The organism is Bradyrhizobium sp. 192 (genome assembly GCF_023100965.1).
GTDB lineage: Bacteria > Pseudomonadota > Alphaproteobacteria > Rhizobiales > Xanthobacteraceae > Bradyrhizobium > Bradyrhizobium symbiodeficiens.
The window spans coordinates 5583854-5604401 of the sequence record NZ_CP064690.1; the positions used below are offsets into that span (position 1 = coordinate 5583854).

A 20548-nucleotide genomic window follows, 5' to 3' on the forward strand; every position below is an offset into this window, starting at 1 on the left:
TTCGAGGCGGGTCGGAGATGCTCTCACCAGGTCGTGTCGAAGAGCCCGAAATGGGGCTGCTGGGCGACCAACATCATCGGTCGCCCCTGCTGCGGTGCCGGACGCGTCCTGGCGACTTTGCGCTTGGGCTGCGCCTGGACCGGAGAAGCCTGAGTGGAAACGCGCCCTTGGGATGTCTGAGCCTGAGCGGCCTGCGGCTTGGCTTCGGGCTTCCCCGTGGCGGCGGTATCCGTCCTCAGCGGCGGCGTGAACTGGGCGAACGTGTCGCGCACCCGCGCCTTGGCCGATATTTCGGCAAGCGCTGCCGACGTGCTGTCCTGCACCGGCGGTTGGGGTGAAACGACAGCAGCGGTCTTCACCGCTGGCGCGGCAATCGTCGGCTGGCTGGTGTCGAGGACGACGCGCTCAGGCAGGTGCCGATCGGACCGGATTCGGATCAGGGGCTGATCGTTGCTTGCGGTCGCAACGGCCTGCGCCACGGGCACCGCCGGGTAAACGAAATTCGCCGCGAAAAGCAGTGCGAGCAGGGCTCCACCAACAAAGACGAAATACCGAAGGATGGGCATCTGCCGCGCTCCGCCCCCCGCATCCGCGCGTGGGCTCTACGCCTCAACAGGCGATCTGCTAATTGGTTCCTGGCCCAGCCGTTCGGTTCAAATGGCGACGCGAGGTTTTTTTGCCAAGGACCAAAGAGGGTAACTTTTCCGCTACCGGAACGTGCCACCGCTATGCGCGGCGTGCGGCAACCAGCGAACATTTTGCCTGATCGGCGTTCACGTTGACGAAGCCGACGGGGACACGCGCAAAGGTCTTGCGGCTCTTCATGCTGACTGGATCCGCCAGCACACGGCTGCGGTCGGTGAGATGACTGCCGTCGCGCCGCGCAAAGGCGCAGACGATCTCGACATCTTTTACGGCATAGTCATTGTCGTTTCGCAGCGTGAACGTCACCAGGGCTCTCGAGCCAAGGCCTCCGCGGCGCCAGGTCTGCGATGAAATCCTGAGACGACCGAGTTCTGCCACGACAGGTGACTTGGCCGCTGCCGGGGCTTCCGAGACCGGCGACACCGCTGCGGCCGCATCGGCTGAAGGAGCTGCCTCGACGGCCGCCAACTCCGCCTTCGCGGGCTCAGCACTATTGCCCTTGGACAGGGGCAGCAGCATCCAGGCGCCGCAGCCGACGATGATGGCCGCCAGCAACCAAAGAAGGCTGCGGCCAAACGAGACGCTCGCGATCGTTATGATCCGCGCCAGTCGCTCGCCGGTCCCGGCGAAGCGCCCTAATCCGATCCGGTCGAGCCTGGCGTTCATGGTTGCATCACCGATCGCGGCCGAAGCTCGTCAACGACGGATTGGGCCACGGCCTTACCTTAATCCGGAAGACGACCTAAGGTTCCCGCGTAGTGGCGAATCGGCAAGGACGGTGGCGATCTCCGCCTGCGGCCGCTAACATGCGCTGCAACATCGCGAAGGCCCGTCGGGAGAAACTGAAATGCCAGTCGTCACTTGGGATCACGTCCATCTGCGCAGCCCCGATCCGGAGGCCACGGCGGCCTGGCTGCGCGATATCCTCGGTGGCGAGATCGTTGGTGCGCCGGGGCGGATCGAGGTAAACCTTGGCGGTGCCAGGATCTTCATCGCGCCGCTCGAGGGCGACAACGCCGTCAACCCGCCGCCGCCGCACCCGCATCAGGGGCTCGACCATTTCGGCCTGGCGGTGAAGGACATCGATGCCGTTGCAGCCGAGATCAAGGCCAAGGGCGTCACCTTCACGCGCGAACCGACCACGATCCGGCCCGGCGTGCGCATCTGCTTCATCCGCGGCCCCGAAGGCATCTCCATCGAGCTGCTCGAGCGCGACAAGAAATATACCTGAACCGGCGCAAGCCCACCGGACGATGCGCGGCTAAGTCATGCTGCCGGGCATGAAGCAGCGGATGCTGACGCCCATATAGCCGTAGATCGGCCATACCATGGTGCGCCCCACCCGGTTGGGCTCGGAGATCACGGCCTCTTCAGGCACCTCGACCCAGACGAGCTCCTGCGGCCGCCCTTCAAGCCCTGAGGCATAGCGTGGGAGGCGGACACGATAGTGCCCGTCCTTGCTGTCCCAGTCGGTGTCCGAGGAGCGCCGAACCGTCGGCATCGGAGCAGCACGGCCCCTTGCCGCTGCGCAGGCCGTCGAACCAGGCCTTCAGATCGGCATTGCTGTTGGCGAACTGGCCGCGGTCGCGCGCGTGCCCGAAGGGTGCCGCGAACGCAATCAGGACCAGGGCACCTGCCAGCCTCGTCACGCTTCGCCAGCGTGTTGCGCTGCCGGAACGCCGTCGTTCGCTTTTGCAATTGGTGGGACGCGCACTGTACAGACGCGGCTCGTCGCCGCCGGAATCGATCCAGTTGCTCATCATCTTGCTCCAGCACTCCGCGGCCAGTGCAACAATTGTCATGCATTTCGCGGGCCAACCCTGATCCGCAGACGATCGGCCTCACCCCGTCATGACGGCGTCACGCACAAGCCGGGACAACTACGGCTCGCGGCGGCAACTTCCCGTGGCCGCCGGCAAACTGCCGCGTTGCGCGGGGCGATACGCTTTGGCATAAAAGCCGGACCGGTTACGCCATTGGGCGATGGCGGCCGGCCCGCGGAACGTTATGAAAAACGGTCTCTATTCGATTCACGTGACCCTGCTCGATGGTCGGGCCGGCAAGGGCAGCGGCGTGATCCTTTTTCGCGACGGCAAGATCCTCGGCGGCGATGCCTACCTCTATTACACCGGCAGCTACGTCGTGAAGGACAACAACACCTTCAAAGGCGAAGTGCTGGTGCAACGCCACACCTCCCCGCGAGGCGACGACAATCCGCTGTTCGGCGGCCCTGCCCCGGTCGGCATCGGCGTCACCGGCACCTTCACGGAGACGCGCGGGGAGATGACCGGTACCGCGCTGGTCGGCAAGGCCAGCCAGATTTTCGGCGCGACCCTGCAAAAGCTCGCGGACATCGATTAGAGCCGATTCCGTTCCGATGCTATCGGAACGGGGCTCTACATTTTGTTTGACACGTTTTTTGTTTGACGCGTTTTCTTGACGCGGACCGGCAACCACTTCGCTCGAAAACGCTGTTATTCCGCGGCCTGCTCCAGCGGCGCAGTTCGCGGCAGGATGATCTGGATGCGGGTGCCGCTCCCCGGTTCGGAATCGAGATCGAGCCGCCCGCCGAGCCGGTTGGTGACGATGCTGTAGACGATGTGCAAACCAAGGCCCGTGCCGCCCTGGTCGCGCCGCGTCGTGAAGAACGGATCGAAGGCACGGCGACGGACGTCGAGCGACATGCCGCAGCCATTGTCTGCGAAGAGGATCTCGACATTGTCCTTGCCGGACTCCCGCACCTGGATGTCGATGGTCCCCGGCCGCCCGTCCGGGAAGGCGTGCGCCACCGAATTGAGAAACAGATTGGTCAGCACCTGACCGTACGGGCCCGGATAGCTGTTCATCGTCAGGTCGGGCTGGCACTCGACGTTGAGCGTCAGATTGTGCTTGCGCAGGCCCGGCCTCAGACTCATCACCACCTGCTCGGTGAGGTCTCCGAGATCGAAGCTGCGCTGGTCCGAATAGTTGCGGTCGGCGGCGACCTGCTTGAACGACTGGATCAGCTCGGCGGCGCGGTTGAGATTGGAGACGAGCTGCGAGGACGCGTCGCGGCTGGTGCTGAGGAAGTCGTTGAGCGAGGAGCGGCGCAGCTCGCCGCGCTCGACCTCGGCGGTGAAAAGCGCCGTCTTGCGCTCCAGCGCGGAGGCGACCGTGAGGCTGATGCCGACGGGGTTGTTGACCTCGTGAGCGACGCCGGCAACGAGCCGCCCGAGCGCGGCAAGCTTCTCGGCCTCGATCAGCGAGGCCTGGGTCTCGCGCAGATTGCGCAGCGCGGTCTCGGCGGATTCCTTGGCCTTGCGCATCTCCTGCTCGCCACGCTTGCGCTCGCCGATATCGAGCGCCACGGTGACGATCCGCTCGATCTCACCCTCGGCATCGAGCAGCGGCAGCTTGTTGACCAGCCATTGCCGCATGTTGCCGGAGGAATCCTTGTACTCCTCCTCGTAGAAGCCGAGGCCCCTGCGGAGATTGAGCACGCGCTTGTCGTTCTCGTCGGTCTTGGCCGCGCCGTAGCGCGACATCAGATCGGCGGTGGTGCGGCCGAGCGCGTCGCCGGGCTCGATGCCGAAGATGCCGGCCATGTAGCGGTTCATCAGCACGTAGCGCAGGTCGCGGTCCTTGACGTTGATGACCGCGGGCACGGTGTCGATGACCTGTTGCAGCAGGCGCCGGCCTTCGGCGATGGCGTCCTCCGCCCGCTTCTGGTCGGTGATGTCGCGCAGCGTGCCCTCATAGCGCACGATGTTGCCCGCCTCGTCGCGCACGCCGGTGGCGCTGTCGGAGAGCCACAGGATGTCGCCGCTGCGCTGGCGAACCTGGTATTCGAACTCGCGTACCATGCCGTCGCGCGTCATCAGCCGCTGGTATTCGACGCGCGCCTCGGGGTGGACGTAGATGGTGTGGGCGATGTCGTTGATGCTGTCGATCAGCTGCTCCGGGCTGTCATAGCCCATCATCCGCGCCAGCGCCGGATTGGCGTTGAGGAGATCGCCGGCCGGCGTCGTGACGTAGATGCCGTCGACCGAGCCCTCGAACAGTTTCCGGTAGCTCTCCTCGGCGAGGCGCTGCTCGGTGAGCGCGCGCACCGCCGCCTCGCGCGCCGTGTCGGCCTCCTCCAGCGCGCGGCGGAATACTTCGGCGGCGCGGGCGATGTCACCGATCTCGTTGTCGAGGTCGGCGGACGGGATCGAGGTGTCCTTACGACCGGCCGCAAGCGCGCGAATCGAGCGTGCGATCTGGGCGAGCGGACGCACCGTCCTGCGCACCACGAACAAGGCAGCGCCGATGCCGATCAGCACGCCGATGGTACCGAGCACGATGCTCTGCCATCGCGCTTCCGTCAGCGTCCGGGCAAAGTCGCGCGACAGCACGTGGCCGCGCCGGGCACTGACCTCGCGCAGCAATTCGGTGACGCGGCCGATCAGCCGGCCCTCGGTCCCCAGCACCTCGCGGTCGATGTCGGCGATCTGCCGCTCGCGAACCGCCACGGCCATGATGGCCTCGGCATAACCGTTCACCGCCGATCTCAGCCCGGCATCGCCAATGTTCAGGGCCCGCATGCTCTGCGCGGCCTGCTCCGCCGCGGACGGGTTGCGCGCGAGCAGCCCGAGCGCGATCCGGCTCTGCGCCTCCGACAGGCGCGAGGCCAGCTCACGGTCGGCGGTGCCGGAGACGGCCAGATCGAACTGTTCGCGCAGCGGCGGCAGGCCGCCGAGCAGCTGGGCGCGGCGATCGATCAGGGTCGAGATCCGCTCGAGGCCGTTCCGATAGGTCGCAAGCCGCTCGGTGACCCCGTCGATCATGTCCTGCTGCTCGGGCGCGAGCTCGATGCGCGTCTTCTTCAGGATGTCGCTGAGCGTCGAGGCCGCCTCGCCCACCTGCTTGAACTGGATGCCGGCGCCCGGATCTGTAACGAAGTCGCGCGCGGCAAGGCGCAGCTCGTTCATGCGGCGGTCGATGTCCTCGGCGAGGTCGCCGACGCTCTGGAGCCGCTGCAGCTCGGCGAAGGTCGTGTCGATGTGCCGGATCGCGATTACGCTCGCGGCCGACGTGACGATGATCACCGCCAGCACCAACAGGAAGCTGCCGAAAGTGAGCTGGCCGATGGAGAGCGAGAATATTCGCTTTTTCTCAGGGGTCGGCGTCAATTCGGCGGACATTGGGCTGTGAGGACCGGGATACTGGAGCCCCAATATACGACGTATTGCCGCCCCGGGGAAACATGCCTCGGGCCGCCGATTATCCTTAATATGGGGCTTCGGAGCCCCTTCCCCGATCTATGACGGTTTGACGCTCGCCTGCTGCCGGGCCGGAATCGTCATGGCGGCGACGCCGAAGACGACGCAGGCAAGCCCGATCCAGGCGGTCCGGCTCAGGCTCTCGCCGAGGAAGGCGACGCTGATGGCGACCCCGATCGGCACCCGCAGATAGGCCTGCGCCGTGGTGCCGACCGACCCCAGGGTCTGGATCAGGCGGAAGTAGATCGCGAATGCCGCGGCCGTCGAGAATACGGCGAGCGCGAGCAATGCCAGCACTGAACTTTGCGACGGCGACAGCGTCCAGGGCTGCTCGACCACGAGCGAGGCCGGGATCAGGACCGCCGCCCCCGCCAGCAGCGAGCCGGCCGCGGGCACCATCGGATCGAGGCCTTTGAAACTGCGGCCGAAGATCGCTGCGCAGGCATAGCAGATCGTGGCGGCGACGATGGCCGCCTCCGCAAGGAGGCCGCTACCGATGTCGTGGAAGGCATCGGCGCCGACGATCAGCAGGATGCCGGCCATGCCGGCAACCACGCCCAACAGCTTTCGCGATGTGGTCGTCTCGTGACGCGTCACCACGGCCGTGAGCAGGAAGGTGAAGATCGGGCCGGCCGAGTTGAGGATGGTGGCGAGCGCGGCGTCAACATGGCGCTCGCCCCAGGCGATCAGCGTCCAGGGGATGACGCTGTTGAGCACGGCCTGGAAGGCGAAGCGCTGCCAGGTCGCTGCGTCCGTGGGCATCCTGATGCCGCGCGCCCACATCACGACGAGCAACAGGAGGCCCGCGATCGTAGTCCGCGCCGCGATCAGCGTGATCGGCGGAATGGTGGCGACGCCGAGCTTGATGAAGGTGTATGAGCCGCCCCAGAGCGTTGCGAGGGCGACGAGGAGCGCGAGCTCGACGGCGATGTTGGTGTCCTGCCTTGTGTCCATGGCCGCTCCGTCCTTCCTTGTGGACGGAACCTAGCGCGATCGCGGGCCTCAATACTTCGGCTGGCGTCGAAGTGTCTTAGCCCACCGCCCCGACCTCGAACACCTCGCCGTCATAGCCGGCCTCGCGGGGGATGCGCAGCTGGCGGCCGGTTTCGGTCTTGGTCATGACCGGCATCACCGTGACGATCGATAGGCCCTTGGCATGGTCCAGCGCGGCGCCCACGCTGCCCTGCTTGGCGAGGCGGAGCAGATTGCGCGTGGTCGGGAACGGCAATTTGAAGCGGCCGCTCTCGCCGCCCTCCACGGCCTCGCGCGGCGAGACCCAGATCGAGTCGGTGGACTCCCGGCCGTCATGGGCGCCGAGCTGATCGGGGGGCGCCGCGGCGAGGAAGAACCAGGTATCGAACCGCTTGGGCATGCCCTCCGGCGTGATCCAGTGCGCGTAGGGAACGAGCGTGTCGAGCGCGAGCTGGAGGCCGTTGTCATCGAGAATTTTCAGGAAGCTGATCTTGTGCTCGTTGAGCGCGATGCGATGGCTATCTGCAAGCTCGCCGGCACGCTTGGCATCAACAGGCGTGCCCGTGCCCTTCGCGCGCGCCAGCAAGATGCCGCTCTCCTCAAAGGTCTCGCGAATCGCGGCGATGCGAAAACCACGATCCGCTTCGCTGAGACCCTCGCCGCCCGAATACAGGTCGGTGCGCGCGACGATCTCGTTGTCGCCGGCGTCGACGCTGCCGCCGGGAAACACCAGCGCGCCCGAGTTGAACTCGATCTGATGATGGCGGACCATCATGAAGACCTCAATCTCGCCGCGGCCCATGCCGTCGGCCTTCCCGCCGTCGCGCAGCAGGAGGATCGTCGAGGCCGGGCGTGATGCTGATGTCTCGGCCATGCAACTAACCTGCGGCGCTGGATTGCGGGCCGAGATTGGCGCGCTTGTCGACCCGGGCAACGCGCGACAGCAGGTACTCGACCTCCGCCTTCGCCGTCGCCGTGATGGTCGCGCCCGGCTTGCGCTGGGCACTGGAGGCGATGATGCCGCGCTTCTGCAGCACGTATTTGCGGATGGTCAGGCCGACGCCGGGCTGCTGCTCGTAACGGATCAGCGGCAGATGCGCGTCGAACAGATCGTGCGCGGCGTCGCGCTTGCCGGCCTTGGAGAGGTTCACGACGTCGATCAGAAGCTCCGGGAAGGCGTAGCCGGTCATGGCGCCGTCGGCGCCGCGCTCCATCTCGAAATCCAGGAACGTGCCGCCGTTGCCGCACAGAATCGAAAGCGGACGGAGCGAGCCGTCCTTCTGGAAGCCCCGCAGGGTCGTGATCTTCTCCAGACCCGGCCAGTCCTCATGCTTGAGCATCACGCAGTTCGGATTGTCCATGACGATCTTGCGGATCACGGCGGGGGTGAACACCACCGAGAGCGTCAGCGGATAGTCCTGCAGCACCCAGGGAATATCGGGGCCGATCGCCTCGGCCGCCTGCTTGAAATAGCCGGTGATCTGGTCGTCGGTGCGCAAGGATGGCGGCGGCGCGATCATCACGCCGGCAGCACCAGCGTCCATCGAAGCTTTCGCCAGCGAGCGCATGGTGGCAAAGCCCGGCGCGGAGACGCCGACGATCACCTGCATCTTCTTCGCGCGCTTGACGAAGCGCACCGCGACCTGCTCGGCTTCAGTGGCATCGAGCTTCGGCGCCTCGCCGAGGATGCCCAGCACCGTGACGCCGTCGCAGCCGACTTCCTCGTAGAAATCGGTGAGGCGGTCGATCGAGCGCTCGTCGATCCGGCCATCGTCGTGGAACGGCGTCGGCGCGATTGCGAAGGTGCCCTTGGCGTCGGCGGTGAGTTTCATCGTCTTCCTTGTTTCTCTCTGTCGATGGCTAAAACCTCCGCGCGCCCATCTTGATCTGCTCCTCGGAGAAGAAGATCTCCTTGGCGTGATCGGCGATGTCCCGGGCGTTCCAGCCCGTGTGCGGCGGTTTCCAGCCTTCCATTTCCATCATCCGCATTTCGCGCACACCGCGGGGCCCGGACACGCCCAGCACCTTGCCGGTCTGGTCGCCCGACAAGTCGCTGACCATGTATAGCACGGCCGGCGCGATGCCGTCCGGCCCCAGCGCGGCGCCCGGGTTCTCCTTATAGCGGGGCAGGTCTGCGGTCATGCGGGTCAGGGCGCCCGGAGCGAGCGTCCAGATCCGGATGTTGTACTTGCGGCCCTCGATCGCCAGCACGTTGGACAGGCCCCAGATGCCGCCCTTGGCCGCGCCGTAATTGGTCTGGCCGAAATTGCCGATCAGGCCCGAGGTCGAGGCGGTGTTGACGATGACGCCGCCACCGTTTTCCCGCATCCAGCGAAACACCGGCATGGTGCAACAAAAGGTGCCCTTCAGGTGCACCTTGATGACCTTGTCCCAGTCGGCCTCGGAGGCCTTGTGAAAGGTCTGGTCACGGAGGATGCCGGCATTGTTGACGAGGATGTCGGCACGGCCGAAATGCTTGATGGCGTCGTCGAACACCGACTGGCCGCCTTCCATGGTCGAGATATCGGCGCCGTTGGCGACGGCCCTGCCGCCTTCGGCCGTGATCGCGTCCACCACGAGCTGCGCCATCGACTTGTCGGCTCCGGAGCCGTCACGGGGCCCGCCGAGGTCGTTGACGACGACCGAGGCGCCTTCCCGCGCGAACAGCTTTGCGTAGGCCTCACCGAGCCCGCCGCCCGCGCCGGTGATCAGCGCAACCTTGCCATCGAGTAATCCCATGGTGGCCTCTCCCTGTTGCTTTTGGCTCCGTCATGGCCGGGCTTGTCCCGGCCATCCACGAACTTGGTCGCCAACCGCGCGAAGAACGTGGATGCCCGGGACAAGCCCGGGCATGACGAGATAACTCAGAGCGCGTCGAGCGGCATCATCACCCAAGCACCGTCTTGCCGTTCTTGATCACGGTGACGCCGCGCGACTTCACCTTGGCCTCGAACGAGATGACGTTGCCGTCCTTCCAGAGGTCCATGGTCACGGTTTCGCCGGGATAGACCGGCGAGGAGAACCGCGCGACGTGCTGGCGGAACGCGGAAGCGTCGTAGTCGGCATAGGTCTGCAGCACGCCGCGGCAGGTGATGCCGTAGGTGCACATGCCGTGAAGGATCGGGCGCGGGAAGCCGGCCTTCTTCGCAAACTCCGGATCGCTGTGCAGCGGGTTGCGATCGCCGCAGAGGCGATAGACCAGCGCCTGGTCGGGACGCGTGGTGATGTCGATGGTCTTGTCGGGTGCGCGCGACGGGATCTTGTGCGGATCGGGCTGGGTCAGGCTCGGCCCGCCGAAGCCGCCGTCGCCGCGGGCGAAGCGGGAGGCGACCAGCGTTGCCAGCTTCTCGCCCTTCTCGTTCTTCAGCACGGTCTGGTGCACGATGACGACGCCCTTGTCCTTGCCTTTGTCGTAGACCTCGACCACGGAGGAGTCGGCGGTGATGTGCGCAGCGACCGGCAGCGGCTGGTGGAAGGTGATGTCGCGCTCGCCGTCGACCACCATCACGCGGTTGAGGTTCATCTCGCCGGGACCCGAGCCCCAGGCCGCGACGGATGCGAAGGTCGGCACCACCTTGAGCGGCCGCGGCGTCAGCGTGCCCTCGTTGACGAAGGCGAGTTCTTTTTCATCCATCGGATCGGCGCCGAGGCCGATGCCGTAGGCATAGAGCATCACTTCGCGATCGGCGTAGGCGTATTTCTGGCCGAGGTTGTTCAGGCCTTTGAGCTCTTCGTATCTGGCGGACATCTTGGTTTTGTTTCCTCCCGGTGGTTCTCATCCTCATGGTGAGGAGGCGCTCTTGCGCCGTCTCGAACCATGAGGATGCCCGAAACGCTTCTTTGTTGTGGCCATCCTTCGAGACGCTTGCTTCGCAAGCTCCTCAGGATGAGGACCGTCCTACGCCACCGTGAAGAACGGCAGTGGCGCGCCGTCGGTCGGCTTGAACACTACCTTCACCTTCTGGCCGATCTTCAGCTTCTCCAGATCGCAGTCGACGAAATTGGTCTGCACCGACGGGCCCTCCTTCAGCGTGACGTAGCCGATGGCGTAAGGACCGGTCGGCGACTTCCGCATGAGGCTCCAGGTGTAGATGGTGCCCTCGCCCGAGGCTTCCTCCCACACCGTCTTGTCGGAGTAGCAGAACGGGCAGATCGAGCGCGGGAAGTAATGGGCTTCGCCGCACGCGGTGCAGCGCTTGATCATGAACTTGCCCTCTTTCGCCGCATCCCAGAACGCTGCGGTCTCGGGGTTCGTCACCGGGGCCGGATATTTCTTTGCATCTACCATCACACGCGCTCCAGAATGGCCGTTGAGGCTGCGTGGCGAACACCCAGAAGGCCGCCGGTGCCGTGGGCGATGGCGAGATCGCAATTCTTGACCTGCACCTTCGGATGCGCCTCGCCGCGTAGCTGCCGCACGGCCTCAATGATCTTGGTCATGCCGCCGCGGTTGACGGGATGGTTGCTGCAGAGGCCACCGCCGTCGGTGTTGAACGGCAGCTTGCCGACGCCCGAGATGAGGTTGCCGTCGGCGACGAACTTGCCGCCCTCGCCCTTCTTGCAGAAGCCGAGGTCCTCGAGCTGCATCAGCACCGTGATGGTGAAGCTGTCATAGATCGAGGCGTATTTGATGTCCTGCGGCGTGATGCCGGCTTCCTCGAACGCACGCGGCCCGGACCAGATGCCGGCGGAATACGTGAGATCGAGATCCTTGCCGCCACGCGGGCCCTTCATGGCTTCGCCATGGCCGATCAGCTTGACCAGCGGCTTCTTCAGGCTCTTGGCAATCTCGGGCGTCGTCACGATCAGCGCACCGCCGCCGTCGGAGACGACGCAGCAATCCATGCGATGCAGGGGATCGGAGATCATCGGCGAATTCAGGACGTCCTCGACGGTGACGACGTCCTTGAGCATCGCATGCGGATTGTACTGCGCATGGTGCGAGGCCGCGACCTTGATCCAGGCGAGCTGTTCGCTGGTGGTGCCATAGTCGTGCATATGGCGCATGGCACACATGCCATAGGCATTGTGCGTGGTCGCGCCGTAAGCCAACTCGAAATCGGCCTCGGCGCCGGATGCGCGTGGCGGCATCGCGCCGGTGCGCGGCTTGCCGGCCAATGTGATCAGTGCGATCGAGCACTTGCCGGCCGCGATGGCTTCAGCGGCATGGCCGAGATGGATGATGTAGGAACAGCCGCCGGTCTCGGTGGAATCGACGTGGCGGAGCTTCTTGGTGTTGAGACCGAGATAATCGACCATCGGCCAGGCGCCGCCGGGCGCATCGCCGGCGCAGAAATAGCCGTCGACATCGTCCTTGCTGATCCCGGCATCCTCGATCGCCCCCTTGGCGACCTCGGCGTGGAGCTGGGCGGTGGATTTGTCCGGCGCATGCCGGGTCGGGTGTTCGTAGATCCCGGCAATGTAGGCCTTGCCCTTGATGGTCAAAACAGAAGTCTCCGCTGGCGTTTCTTATTGCTCCGTTTTTCTGAACCGCGGTGGGCGGATTGGCAAGCGCGTAAATATTCCGCCCTGCGAGAGGGCAGCGGGTTGGCGCAAGTGGGTGATCATGATCGAACTCACAGCGCCCGCGGAGGTACCCATTTTTGAAAAACAACCCCATGCACAGTAGAACGGTGGTTGATTTCACATGAGAATTTCCACGACCGACGAAGCGACTTTGCTGGCTCGTAGGGCGGATTATCCGAAGGCGTAATCCGCCACTTTGATCTCGACCCGGAATGGCGGATTACTCTTCGCTAATCCGCCCTCCGGGACTGCCCTATTCCGCCGCGATCTGCCTCGGTGCGGGCGGCGGGCTCGCCAGGTCGGCGGCGAGCTGCGCATAACGCGTTTTCGCATCTGCCACCGCCTTCTCCTTCACCGGGCCGTAGCCGCGGATGCGGTCGGGCAGCGAGAGCAATTCCACCGCGGTGTCGATGGTGACCGGCGACAACAGGCCGAGCACGGTTGCGACGTCCTTCTCGTAGCCGGCGATCAGATCGCGCTCGAGCTTGCGGTCGGGGCTGCGGCCGAAGATGTCGAGCGGCGTGCCGCGCAGGAATTTGAGCTTCGCCAGCACGCCGAAGACGTTGAGCATCCACGGGCCGAAGGCGCGCTTCTTCGGACGGCCGAGCGGGTCGAGGCCGCCACCGAGGATCGGCGGGGCCAGGTTGAAGTTGAACGTGAAGTCGCCTTCGAATTGGTCGCGGAGCTGCTGGGCAAAGGCGCCATCGGTGTAAAGGCGCGCGACCTCATATTCGTCCTTGTAGGCCAGCAGCTTGGCGTAGTTCACCGCGACCGCGCGCGGCAGCGCCTCGTCGTAGCCACCCTTGACCGCGGCATCCCGCACCTGATCGACCAGCTTGCGATAGCGCCTGGCGAGACCGTTGTTCTGGTAAGCGGTCAGATGCCTGGTGCGATGCTCGATGACCTCGTCGAGCGTCATGGCGTCCAGCGTCTTCGGAGCAACGACCTCGTCCGTTCCCTTCAGCATGCCGGAGAGGCGCGCGGGATCAGCGACCGCGAGGCGGCCGAGCCGGAAGGCTTCCTTGTTCATCTTGATCGAGACGCCATTGATCTCGATGGCCTGCTCGATCGATTCCGCGGACAGGGGAAACAGGCCCTTCTGATAGGCATAGCCCATCATCATCATGTTGGTGGCGATGGCATCGCCGAGCAGTTGCTCGGCCGGCTTGCTAAAATCGAAGAACACCGAGTCCTTGTGCAGCGCCGTCTCCAGCAATCCATTCAGCTTGCGAGTCTGGAAGTTGAAGTCGCGATTGAGCACGAAATCGGCGGTGGGTATGACGTGGCTGTTGATGATGCCGCGGGTCCGGGTGGAGTCGCAGAGCGAGATCGTGTCCTTGGCGACTGCGACCACCTCGTCGGCGGCGAGCATGAGATCAGCCGTGCCGGTGACGATGCGCGAACAGGTCACCTCCGCCGGGTGATCGGACAGGCGGACATGGCTGAGCACCGCGCCGCCCTTTTGGGCCAAGCCCGACATGTCGAGGATCATCGAGGCCTTGCCCTCGATATGGGCGGCCATGCCGAGCAGCGCGCCGATGGTGAGAACGCCGGTGCCGCCGACACCGCCGACCGCGATGTTGTAGGGCTTGTCGAGCGTCGGGCGCGAGACCGGCTCGGGCAGCGCTCCGATATCGGCCAGCTCAGCCGGCGCGCGGTGGCGCGGCTTGCCGCCGTCCACGGTGACGAAGGACGGACAGAAGCCCTTCACGCAGGAATAGTCCTTGTTGCAGGACGACTGGTTGATGGCACGCTTGCGGCCGAACTCGGTCTCCAGCGGCTCGACCGAGATGCAGTTCGACTGCACCGAACAGTCGCCGCAGCCCTCGCAGACGGCCGGGTTGATCATGACGCGGCGCGCCGGATCCTCCATCAGGCCGCGCTTGCGGCGGCGGCGCTTCTCGGCGGCGCAGGTCTGCACGAAGACGATCGCAGATGTGCCCTTGTGCTCCCGGCACATCTTCATGACGTTCTGCAGTTCGTCGCGATGATAGAGCTTCACGCCGGGCGCGATGCTGTCGGAGGGATAGGCATCGGGCGTCTCAGAGACCAGATAGATCTCGCGGATGCCTTCGGCGTGGAGCTGGAAGGTGATCTGCTGCGGGGAGAGATCGCCGTCATGGCGCTGGCCGCCGGTCATGGCGACAGCGTCGTTGTAGAGGATCTTGTAGGTGATGTTGGTCTTGGACGCGACCGCCTGGCGGATCGCGAGCAGGCCCGAGTGGAAGTAGGTGCCGTCGCCGAGATTGGCGAAGATGTGATTCTCGTTGGTGAAGGGTGCGATACCGACCCAGGGCACGCCCTCGCCGCCCATATGGGTAAAGGTTTCGGTCGAGCGGTCCATCCACAGCGCCATGAAATGGCAACCGATGCCGGCCAGCGCGCGGCTGCCTTCGGGGACCTTGGTCGAGGTGTTGTGAGGACAGCCGGAACAGAAATATGGCGTGCGGGAGACGGGCGCGACCGCCTGCATCTGGGTCGCCTGACGGCCGTTGAACCAATCGGCCTTGGCGCGGAGCATCTCCGCGATCTCCGGGTTGAGATCAAGCCGGAGAAGTCGTTCGGTCAGCGAGGTCGCGAGCGAGGCGACGCTAAGCTCAGCGGAGAAGGTCAGGAAGCGCTTGTCGTGCTCGTCCATCTTGCCGACGATGCGCGGGCGGACGTCGTCGCGCCAGTTGAACAGCTCCTGCTTGACCTGGTTCTCGACGATCTCGCGGCGCTCTTCGATGATGAATATCTCTTCCAGCCCGACCGCGAACTGGCGCACGCCTTCCGGCTCCAGCGGCCAGGGCATGCCGATCTTGTAGAGCCTGAGGCCGATCCTGGCGGCGACCTCTTCGGTGATGCCAAGCTCGCGCAGCGCCTGCCGGACGTCCTCGTAGCTCTTGCCGGAGGCCATGATGCCGAAACGGGCGTTCGGCGAATCCATGGTGATGCGGTTGACCTTGTTGGCGCGCGCGAAGGCGATCGCGGCAAAGCCCTTGTAGTCCTGCAAACGGCGGTCCTGCTCGAAGCGGTCGTCGGGCCAGCGCAGGTTGAGGCCGCCTTGCGGCATCTCGAAATCGGTCGGGATGATAAACGGCTTCATCTCGTCGCTGAGATCGATCTCGGCGGTGGTCTCCACCGTCTCCGTGATCACCTTCATGCCGACCCAGCAGCCTGAATAGCGCGACATCGCGATGCCGAGCAGGCCCATCTCGATCATCTCGTGGATGCTCGAGGGATAGAGATACGGCATCAGCGCCGACATGAACGCATGGTCGGACTGATGCGGCACGGTGGAGGATTTCGCACCGTGGTCGTCACCGGCAAGGCACAGCACGCCGCCGTTCTTGGCGGAGCCGGCCGCGTTGCCGTGACGGAACACGTCGCCGCAGCGGTCGACGCCGGGGCCCTTGCCGTACCAGATGCCGACCACGCCGTCGTATTTGGCGCCAGGCGAGAGGTTGAGCTGCTGCGAGCCCCAGACCGCGGTGGCCGCCAGATCCTCGTTCACGCCGGGCTGGAACTTGATGTTGTACTGTTCGAGGTGTTTTCGAGCGGCAAACAGCTGCTGGTCGTAGCCGCCGAGTGGCGAGCCACGATAACCGGAGATGAAACCTGCGGTGTTGAGCCCCGCCGCGCGGTCGCGCCGGATCTGGGCCATGGGCAGGCGAACCAGGGCCTGGATGCCCGTGGTGAAGACGTGCCCGGTTTCCTGGGTGTATTTTTGATCGAGACTGATCGGACCCTGGTTGATGCCCATGCCGTCCTCTTTTATCGCCCTGTTCAGGTCTTGCTGACCTAAGCCGTTGCCGTCCCGTTATTTTTAGTTAGGGCGCGCCGACCAATCTCGCCACTCTATGTCGGATATTTCACGATCCGCATCACAAATCTGGACCAAAGGGGGTGTCGGGTAAAAATCGCAACTTCGTGGCCTGAAACATGCGTGTCGTTTTCAATTTGTGTCACCATACCCCCACTGTGGCGAAATGAACTGATGCCCCCATCGTGCCGGATGCGGGCGATTGGTCGCAGGAGAGACTTTCGATGCGGACGATTCTGGCAGGCTCCGCTCTTGTCGGTCTGGCGTTGTGCAGTGCGGTTGCAGGCGTGGCCCGCGCCGCCGAGCCCTCGCCGGAGCTGATCGCCTACGGCAAGACGCTGGTCGAGGCCGGCGACTGCGCGGGCTGCCACACCGCCGATCCGGCAAAACCGTTCGCGGGGGGCAAGCGTATCGCCACGCCCTTCGGCGCGATCTATGCGCCGAACCTGACCCCGGACCGCGACACCGGGATCGGCGCCTGGCTGGATGCCGATTTCGTGCGCGCGGTGCGCACCGGTATCGCGCCCGACGGCTCGAACTATTACCCGGCGTTTCCTTATCCCTATTTCACCAAGATGACGAAGGACGACACGCTGGCGATCCGCGCCTATCTCGGCACGCTTGCGCCCGTCATCAGCCGCAACAAGCCGCCGGAGCTGCGCTGGCCGTTCGGCTATCGCGCCCTGATGCGGGTCTGGAACGCGATGTATTTCAAGCCCGGCCTGTTCGAGCCGGACCAGAGCAAGAGCGCGGCCTGGAACAGAGGCGGCTATCTCGTCACCGGGCTCGGTCATTGCGGCGCCTGCCACACGCCGAAGAACTATTTCGGCGCCGACAAGAGCGCGCAGGCACTGTCAGGCAATAAGGTCGCGGGCTGGTTTGCTCCCCGACTCGATGGCGCTGCGCGCACGGGACTGAAATCGTGGAGCGAGGAGGACATCACCGAGTATCTGCAGAGCGGACGCAATGGGAAGAGCCATGCCGGCGGGCCGATGGCCGAAGTGATCGTCAATTCAACGTCGAAGATGAGCGATGCCGATGTGCGGGCGATCGCGGTGTACCTGAAAAGCCTGCCGCCGGCGCGGCGCGAGACCATCGTGACGCCGCCTGACGAGACCCAAATGAAGGCCGGCCAGGCGGTCTACGCAAAGCTCTGCATCGCCTGCCATGAAGCCGACGGCACAGGCAGCCCGCGGATCTATCCGCCGCTGCCGGGCAATGCGCTGCTGCAATCGGTCAATCCGTCCTCCACCTTGCGCATCATCCTCGACGGCGCCCACACCGTGACGACCCCGCGCGCGCCCAACACCGGCGAGATGCCGCCCTACGCCAGGCAATTGTCCAATGAGGAAATCGCGGCGGTGACGAACTACATCCGCAATTCCTGGGGCAACGCCGCGCCGCTGGTGACGCCGGCGCAGGTGGCGAAGGCGCGCAAGGGAGAGGCGAATGGGGAGTAGTGAGTAGCGAATGGCCAGATATCGCCATTCGCACGCGACAGCGCTCACCGCTCCTCATCTCCCGTGAAGACGAATTTCGGCATCTCCCATTTGTAGCGCACCGCGAGCAGGCGGAAGCTGAGACCGAGTGCGAAGGTCAGGATCGTCCAGAGCTCGGCATTGAGGTTGAGGCCGAAGGCGGTGGCGTAGAACAGTCCCGTCACCACCGAGACGCTGGCGTAGAGTTCGGATCGAAACAGCAGCGGCACGTCGTTGCAGAGCACGTCGCGCAACACGCCGCCGGCGCAGCCCGTCACCATGCCCGACACGATCACGATCGGCAGCGAGGCATCCATCTGCCAGCCGACGTTGCAGCCGATCATGGTGAAGACGACGAGACCGATGGCATCGAGCACGATGAACGCGAGGTGCAACCGATGCACCAGCCGTGCGATCAGGATCGTCAGCAGCGCCGCGCCACCCGGCAGCACGAGGTAGATCGGGTTGGCCACCCACACCAGCGGATAGTGACCGAGAAACAGGTCGCGTAGCGTGCCGCCGCCGAGTGCGGTCACGCAGGCGAGAAGACAAACGCCGACATAGTCCATGCTGCGCCGACCGGCAGCCAGTGCCGCCGTCATCCCCTCTGCCGTGATGGCGACGAGCGCCAGAAGATGCAGGACGCTATCCGTCGGCGGCAGGCTCCACATCGGCTGTTCCCTTCGTCGCGGCCATGGAACCCGCGTTCTGTTCCCTGCAAGACAGGTTCCCGATTCCCGCGACGAGGGCAACATGCGACGAAAGCACAAGGAGGCGCGGAACAGAATCTCGCATCCACGGGTTGTCCGGATGTCACAAACGAGGAGACCCAACCGATGGCTGACGACCGTTTTCCCAACGATCCGTACCGCCCGAACCTCGCCGACGATGAGTATGTTCGCGCGGCGCGCCGGGATGCCGACCTGCAGGCCGACCCCGAGCTCAGCGAAGGCCCCGCCTCGAGCGGCAAGGTTGCGATGTTCGCCGTTGCGATCGCCCTTGTGCTGGGTGCTGTGTTCTACGGCCTGAACAACTCCAGCACGACGAACCAGGCAAGCACCGCGCCGGCGACGCAGACCGCCCAGCAGGCGCCTGCGACCAATCCGGCCGCGCCTCCCGGCATGCGCGACGTGACGCCGCGCAACAACACCGAGCCGGGCGTGACCACGGGTGCGGCGCCGAGCCGGCCGGCCGCGCCTTCGCCGGATACGCCGGCGGCAAAGCCGGCGCCGGATACGCAGACGCCGTCTGACGGCGCGAAGTAACAATTCGCAATGAGATTTGAGAGCGGCGGGACAATGTCCCGCCGCTTTTCGTTGGCCTCTAGCTGAACATCTTGTTGAGCTCGCCGCCGGGATAGCCGCTGCCGAGCTCGGTGAACGTCCCCTTCTCCGCCATCTCCTTGGCCGCGCGCATGAAGCCGCCCCAGGCGGCGCGGGCGAGCGAGCCGCCGACGCTGATCCGGCGCACGCCGAGATCCTCGGCTTCCTGCAACGACAGGCCGGAGGCGCCGATCAGGAGGTTGAACGGTTTTGGTGCGACAGCCTTCACCACGGCTGCGATGTCATCGCGGGTCTTCAGGCCCGGCGCGTAGAGGCAATCAGCGCCGGCGTCCGCGTAAGCGGTGAGCCGGTCGATGACGAGCTTCAAGTCAGTCACGCCCCACAAAAAGGCTTCGCAGCGGCCGACCAGCAGCACGCCGCTGTCGCCGATCGCCTTGCGCGAGGCCTTGATGCGCTCGGCCGCGAGCGCGTGCTCATAGATCGGATTGTGTTTGTCGCCGGTGGAATCCTCGATCGACAGGCCTGCGACGCCGGTGCGCACGCAACGCTCGACATTGTCGGCGACCCTGTCAGGCTCGACCGCAAAGCCGCCCTCGAAATCGGCGTTGATGGGGATGTCGACCGCCGAGCTCAATGCTGCCAGATGCTGACAGACATCCTCGACGCTGACGTGGTTGTCGGCTTTGCCGATGGTCCAGGCAAAGCCCGCGCTCGATGAGGCGAGCGCCTTGAAACCGAGATGCTGCAACGCCTTGGCGCTGCCGATATCGACCGGATTGGGCAGGATGAAGCACCCGCTCTCGTGCATCTTCCTGAAGCTCGCGCGCTTGTCCGCGGTCGTGACGTGCATGTTTCTCTCCCTTGTTGGCCGCGCAGACATAGGCGCGCCCCGTTCAGCGCGCTAGTGCGCGTCGTGCACCGCCCGGCTGTCCTTCGGCGCCTGCTCGCGATCATTCATGCCGTAGTCCCTGACCACGCTGGCGATGCGCAAATGATAGTCGGCGAAGATCTGCGTCCTGCCCTTCGCTTGCGTGCGGCGGTGCTCCATCGTGTTGCGCCAGGCCTGCACGGCGGCCTCGTCGCGCCAGAACGACACCGACAGGATCTTGCCCTTGTCGGTCAGGCTCTCGAAACGCTCGACCGAGATGAAGCCGTCGATGGTTTGCAGGATCGGCTTCAAATCGGCTGCGAGGTCGAAATAGTCCTGGCGGTGTTCCGGCTTCGGCCAGACCTCGAAGATCACGGCGATCATGGGCATCTCCTGCTGCTGCTTCGCCTACAATACCACCTTGCGCAGGAATGTGCGTTCTTCGGCGAGGATGAATTTGTGTTCCTCGGCGAAATGGAAATTCGCCATGCCCTCCGCGTCCTGCCGCAGCCGGGCGCGATAGGCTTCATAGGCGGCCAGACTCTCGAAGCTGATCAGCGCGGAGGCGATGTTGTTGGTGCCCTCGTGCGGCATGAAATAGCCGATCAGGTCGCCGCCGCATTTCGGGATGATGGTGAGCCAGCGCTTCGAATAGTCCTCGAACTGCGCGCGCTTGAACGGGTCGATCTGATAGCGGATGAAGACGGTGACGGACATGATGGGCTCCTTGA

At 64.9% G+C, this 20548-nt stretch carries 19 protein-coding genes and 1 pseudogene; 4 read left to right on the forward strand and 16 right to left on the reverse strand.

Annotated features, from left to right (window positions below; all coding sequences use genetic code 11):
- Nucleotides 1-23: 23 nt before the first annotated feature.
- Nucleotides 24-566 (reverse strand): hypothetical protein, encoded by a 543-nt coding sequence (locus IVB24_RS25995; protein WP_247769526.1) that lies wholly within the window; start codon nt 564-566, stop codon nt 24-26.
- Nucleotides 567-726: 160 nt separating this feature from the next.
- Nucleotides 727-1311 (reverse strand): hypothetical protein, encoded by a 585-nt coding sequence (locus tag IVB24_RS26000; RefSeq protein ID WP_247769527.1) that lies wholly within the window; start codon nt 1309-1311, stop codon nt 727-729.
- 181 nt (nt 1312-1492) lie between these two features.
- On the opposite strand from IVB24_RS26000, the gene IVB24_RS26005 reads away from it, so the two are divergent.
- On the forward strand, nt 1493-1876 hold the full coding sequence (locus tag IVB24_RS26005) for a VOC family protein (protein ID WP_094971955.1): 384 nt from the start codon (nt 1493-1495) through the stop codon (nt 1874-1876).
- A gap of 30 nt (nt 1877-1906) precedes the next feature.
- On the opposite strand, the pseudogene IVB24_RS26010 reads toward IVB24_RS26005, so the two are convergent.
- Nucleotides 1907-2405 (reverse strand): annotated as a pseudogene (locus IVB24_RS26010) (hypothetical protein).
- Nucleotides 2406-2652: 247 nt separating this feature from the next.
- On the opposite strand from IVB24_RS26010, the gene IVB24_RS26015 reads away from it, so the two are divergent.
- The gene (locus IVB24_RS26015; protein ID WP_166470082.1) at nt 2653-3006 is read left to right on the forward strand and encodes a GrlR family regulatory protein; all 354 of its coding nucleotides are present in this window, start codon (nt 2653-2655) and stop codon (nt 3004-3006) included.
- A gap of 113 nt (nt 3007-3119) precedes the next feature.
- On the opposite strand, the gene IVB24_RS26020 is transcribed toward IVB24_RS26015, so the two are convergent.
- From IVB24_RS26020 to IVB24_RS26060, 9 genes are all read right to left on the reverse strand, one after another.
- Nucleotides 3120-5807: a PAS domain S-box protein gene (locus IVB24_RS26020; RefSeq protein WP_247769528.1), complete on the reverse strand. Its 2688-nt coding sequence runs from the start codon at nt 5805-5807 to the stop codon at nt 3120-3122.
- A 117-nt stretch (nt 5808-5924) separates the two neighbouring features.
- Nucleotides 5925-6839: an EamA family transporter gene (locus tag IVB24_RS26025; RefSeq protein ID WP_247769529.1), complete on the reverse strand. Its 915-nt coding sequence runs from the start codon at nt 6837-6839 to the stop codon at nt 5925-5927.
- Between the two features lie 76 nt (nt 6840-6915).
- Nucleotides 6916-7731: an NUDIX hydrolase gene (locus tag IVB24_RS26030; RefSeq protein ID WP_247769530.1), complete on the reverse strand. Its 816-nt coding sequence runs from the start codon at nt 7729-7731 to the stop codon at nt 6916-6918.
- Between the two features lie 4 nt (nt 7732-7735).
- Nucleotides 7736-8689: a dihydrodipicolinate synthase family protein gene (locus tag IVB24_RS26035; protein WP_094971960.1), complete on the reverse strand. Its 954-nt coding sequence runs from the start codon at nt 8687-8689 to the stop codon at nt 7736-7738.
- A gap of 28 nt (nt 8690-8717) precedes the next feature.
- Entirely contained in the window at nt 8718-9596 is an 879-nt protein-coding gene (locus tag IVB24_RS26040; protein WP_140480170.1) for an SDR family oxidoreductase, read from the reverse strand.
- Nucleotides 9597-9744: 148 nt separating this feature from the next.
- Nucleotides 9745-10605, reverse strand: a complete 861-nt coding sequence (locus IVB24_RS26045) for a MaoC family dehydratase (RefSeq protein ID WP_094971961.1) — start codon at nt 10603-10605, stop codon at nt 9745-9747.
- A 150-nt stretch (nt 10606-10755) separates the two neighbouring features.
- Nucleotides 10756-11145, reverse strand: coding sequence for an OB-fold domain-containing protein (locus tag IVB24_RS26050; RefSeq protein ID WP_094971962.1), 390 nt, complete (start codon nt 11143-11145; stop codon nt 10756-10758).
- Nucleotides 11145-12302, reverse strand: coding sequence for a thiolase domain-containing protein (locus IVB24_RS26055; RefSeq protein ID WP_094971963.1), 1158 nt, complete (start codon nt 12300-12302; stop codon nt 11145-11147). Before IVB24_RS26055 ends, IVB24_RS26050 begins: the two co-directional genes overlap by 1 nt.
- A 334-nt stretch (nt 12303-12636) precedes the next feature.
- On the reverse strand, nt 12637-16128 hold the full coding sequence (locus IVB24_RS26060; RefSeq protein ID WP_247769531.1) for an indolepyruvate ferredoxin oxidoreductase family protein: 3492 nt from the start codon (nt 16126-16128) through the stop codon (nt 12637-12639).
- Between the two features lie 284 nt (nt 16129-16412).
- On the opposite strand from IVB24_RS26060, the gene IVB24_RS26065 reads away from it, so the two are divergent.
- Nucleotides 16413-17648 carry a c-type cytochrome gene (locus IVB24_RS26065; protein ID WP_166469019.1) on the forward strand — a complete coding sequence of 412 codons (1236 nt, stop codon included), beginning with the start codon at nt 16413-16415 and terminating at the stop codon, nt 17646-17648.
- 44 nt (nt 17649-17692) lie between these two features.
- Here the strand turns inward: IVB24_RS26065 and IVB24_RS26070 are convergent, their stop codons facing one another.
- A complete protein-coding gene (locus IVB24_RS26070) occupies nt 17693-18337 on the reverse strand; it encodes a trimeric intracellular cation channel family protein (protein ID WP_247769532.1) in 645 nt (214 codons plus the stop codon).
- A 165-nt stretch (nt 18338-18502) separates the two neighbouring features.
- On the opposite strand from IVB24_RS26070, the gene IVB24_RS26075 reads away from it, so the two are divergent.
- Nucleotides 18503-18931, forward strand: coding sequence for a hypothetical protein (locus tag IVB24_RS26075; protein ID WP_094971967.1), 429 nt, complete (start codon nt 18503-18505; stop codon nt 18929-18931).
- Nucleotides 18932-18989: 58 nt separating this feature from the next.
- Here IVB24_RS26075 and IVB24_RS26080 read toward each other — a convergent pair whose 3' ends face one another.
- Genes IVB24_RS26080 through IVB24_RS26090 form a run of 3 tightly spaced genes read right to left on the reverse strand, consistent with a single transcriptional unit; the run spans nt 18990 to nt 20534 of the window.
- Nucleotides 18990-19799, reverse strand: coding sequence for an isocitrate lyase/phosphoenolpyruvate mutase family protein (locus tag IVB24_RS26080; RefSeq protein ID WP_247769533.1), 810 nt, complete (start codon nt 19797-19799; stop codon nt 18990-18992).
- A 51-nt stretch (nt 19800-19850) separates the two neighbouring features.
- Nucleotides 19851-20201, reverse strand: coding sequence for an antibiotic biosynthesis monooxygenase (locus tag IVB24_RS26085; RefSeq protein WP_140480175.1), 351 nt, complete (start codon nt 20199-20201; stop codon nt 19851-19853).
- A 24-nt stretch (nt 20202-20225) separates the two neighbouring features.
- The gene (locus IVB24_RS26090) at nt 20226-20534 is read right to left on the reverse strand and encodes an NIPSNAP family protein (protein WP_094971969.1); all 309 of its coding nucleotides are present in this window, start codon (nt 20532-20534) and stop codon (nt 20226-20228) included.
- Nucleotides 20535-20548 lie beyond the last annotated feature (14 nt).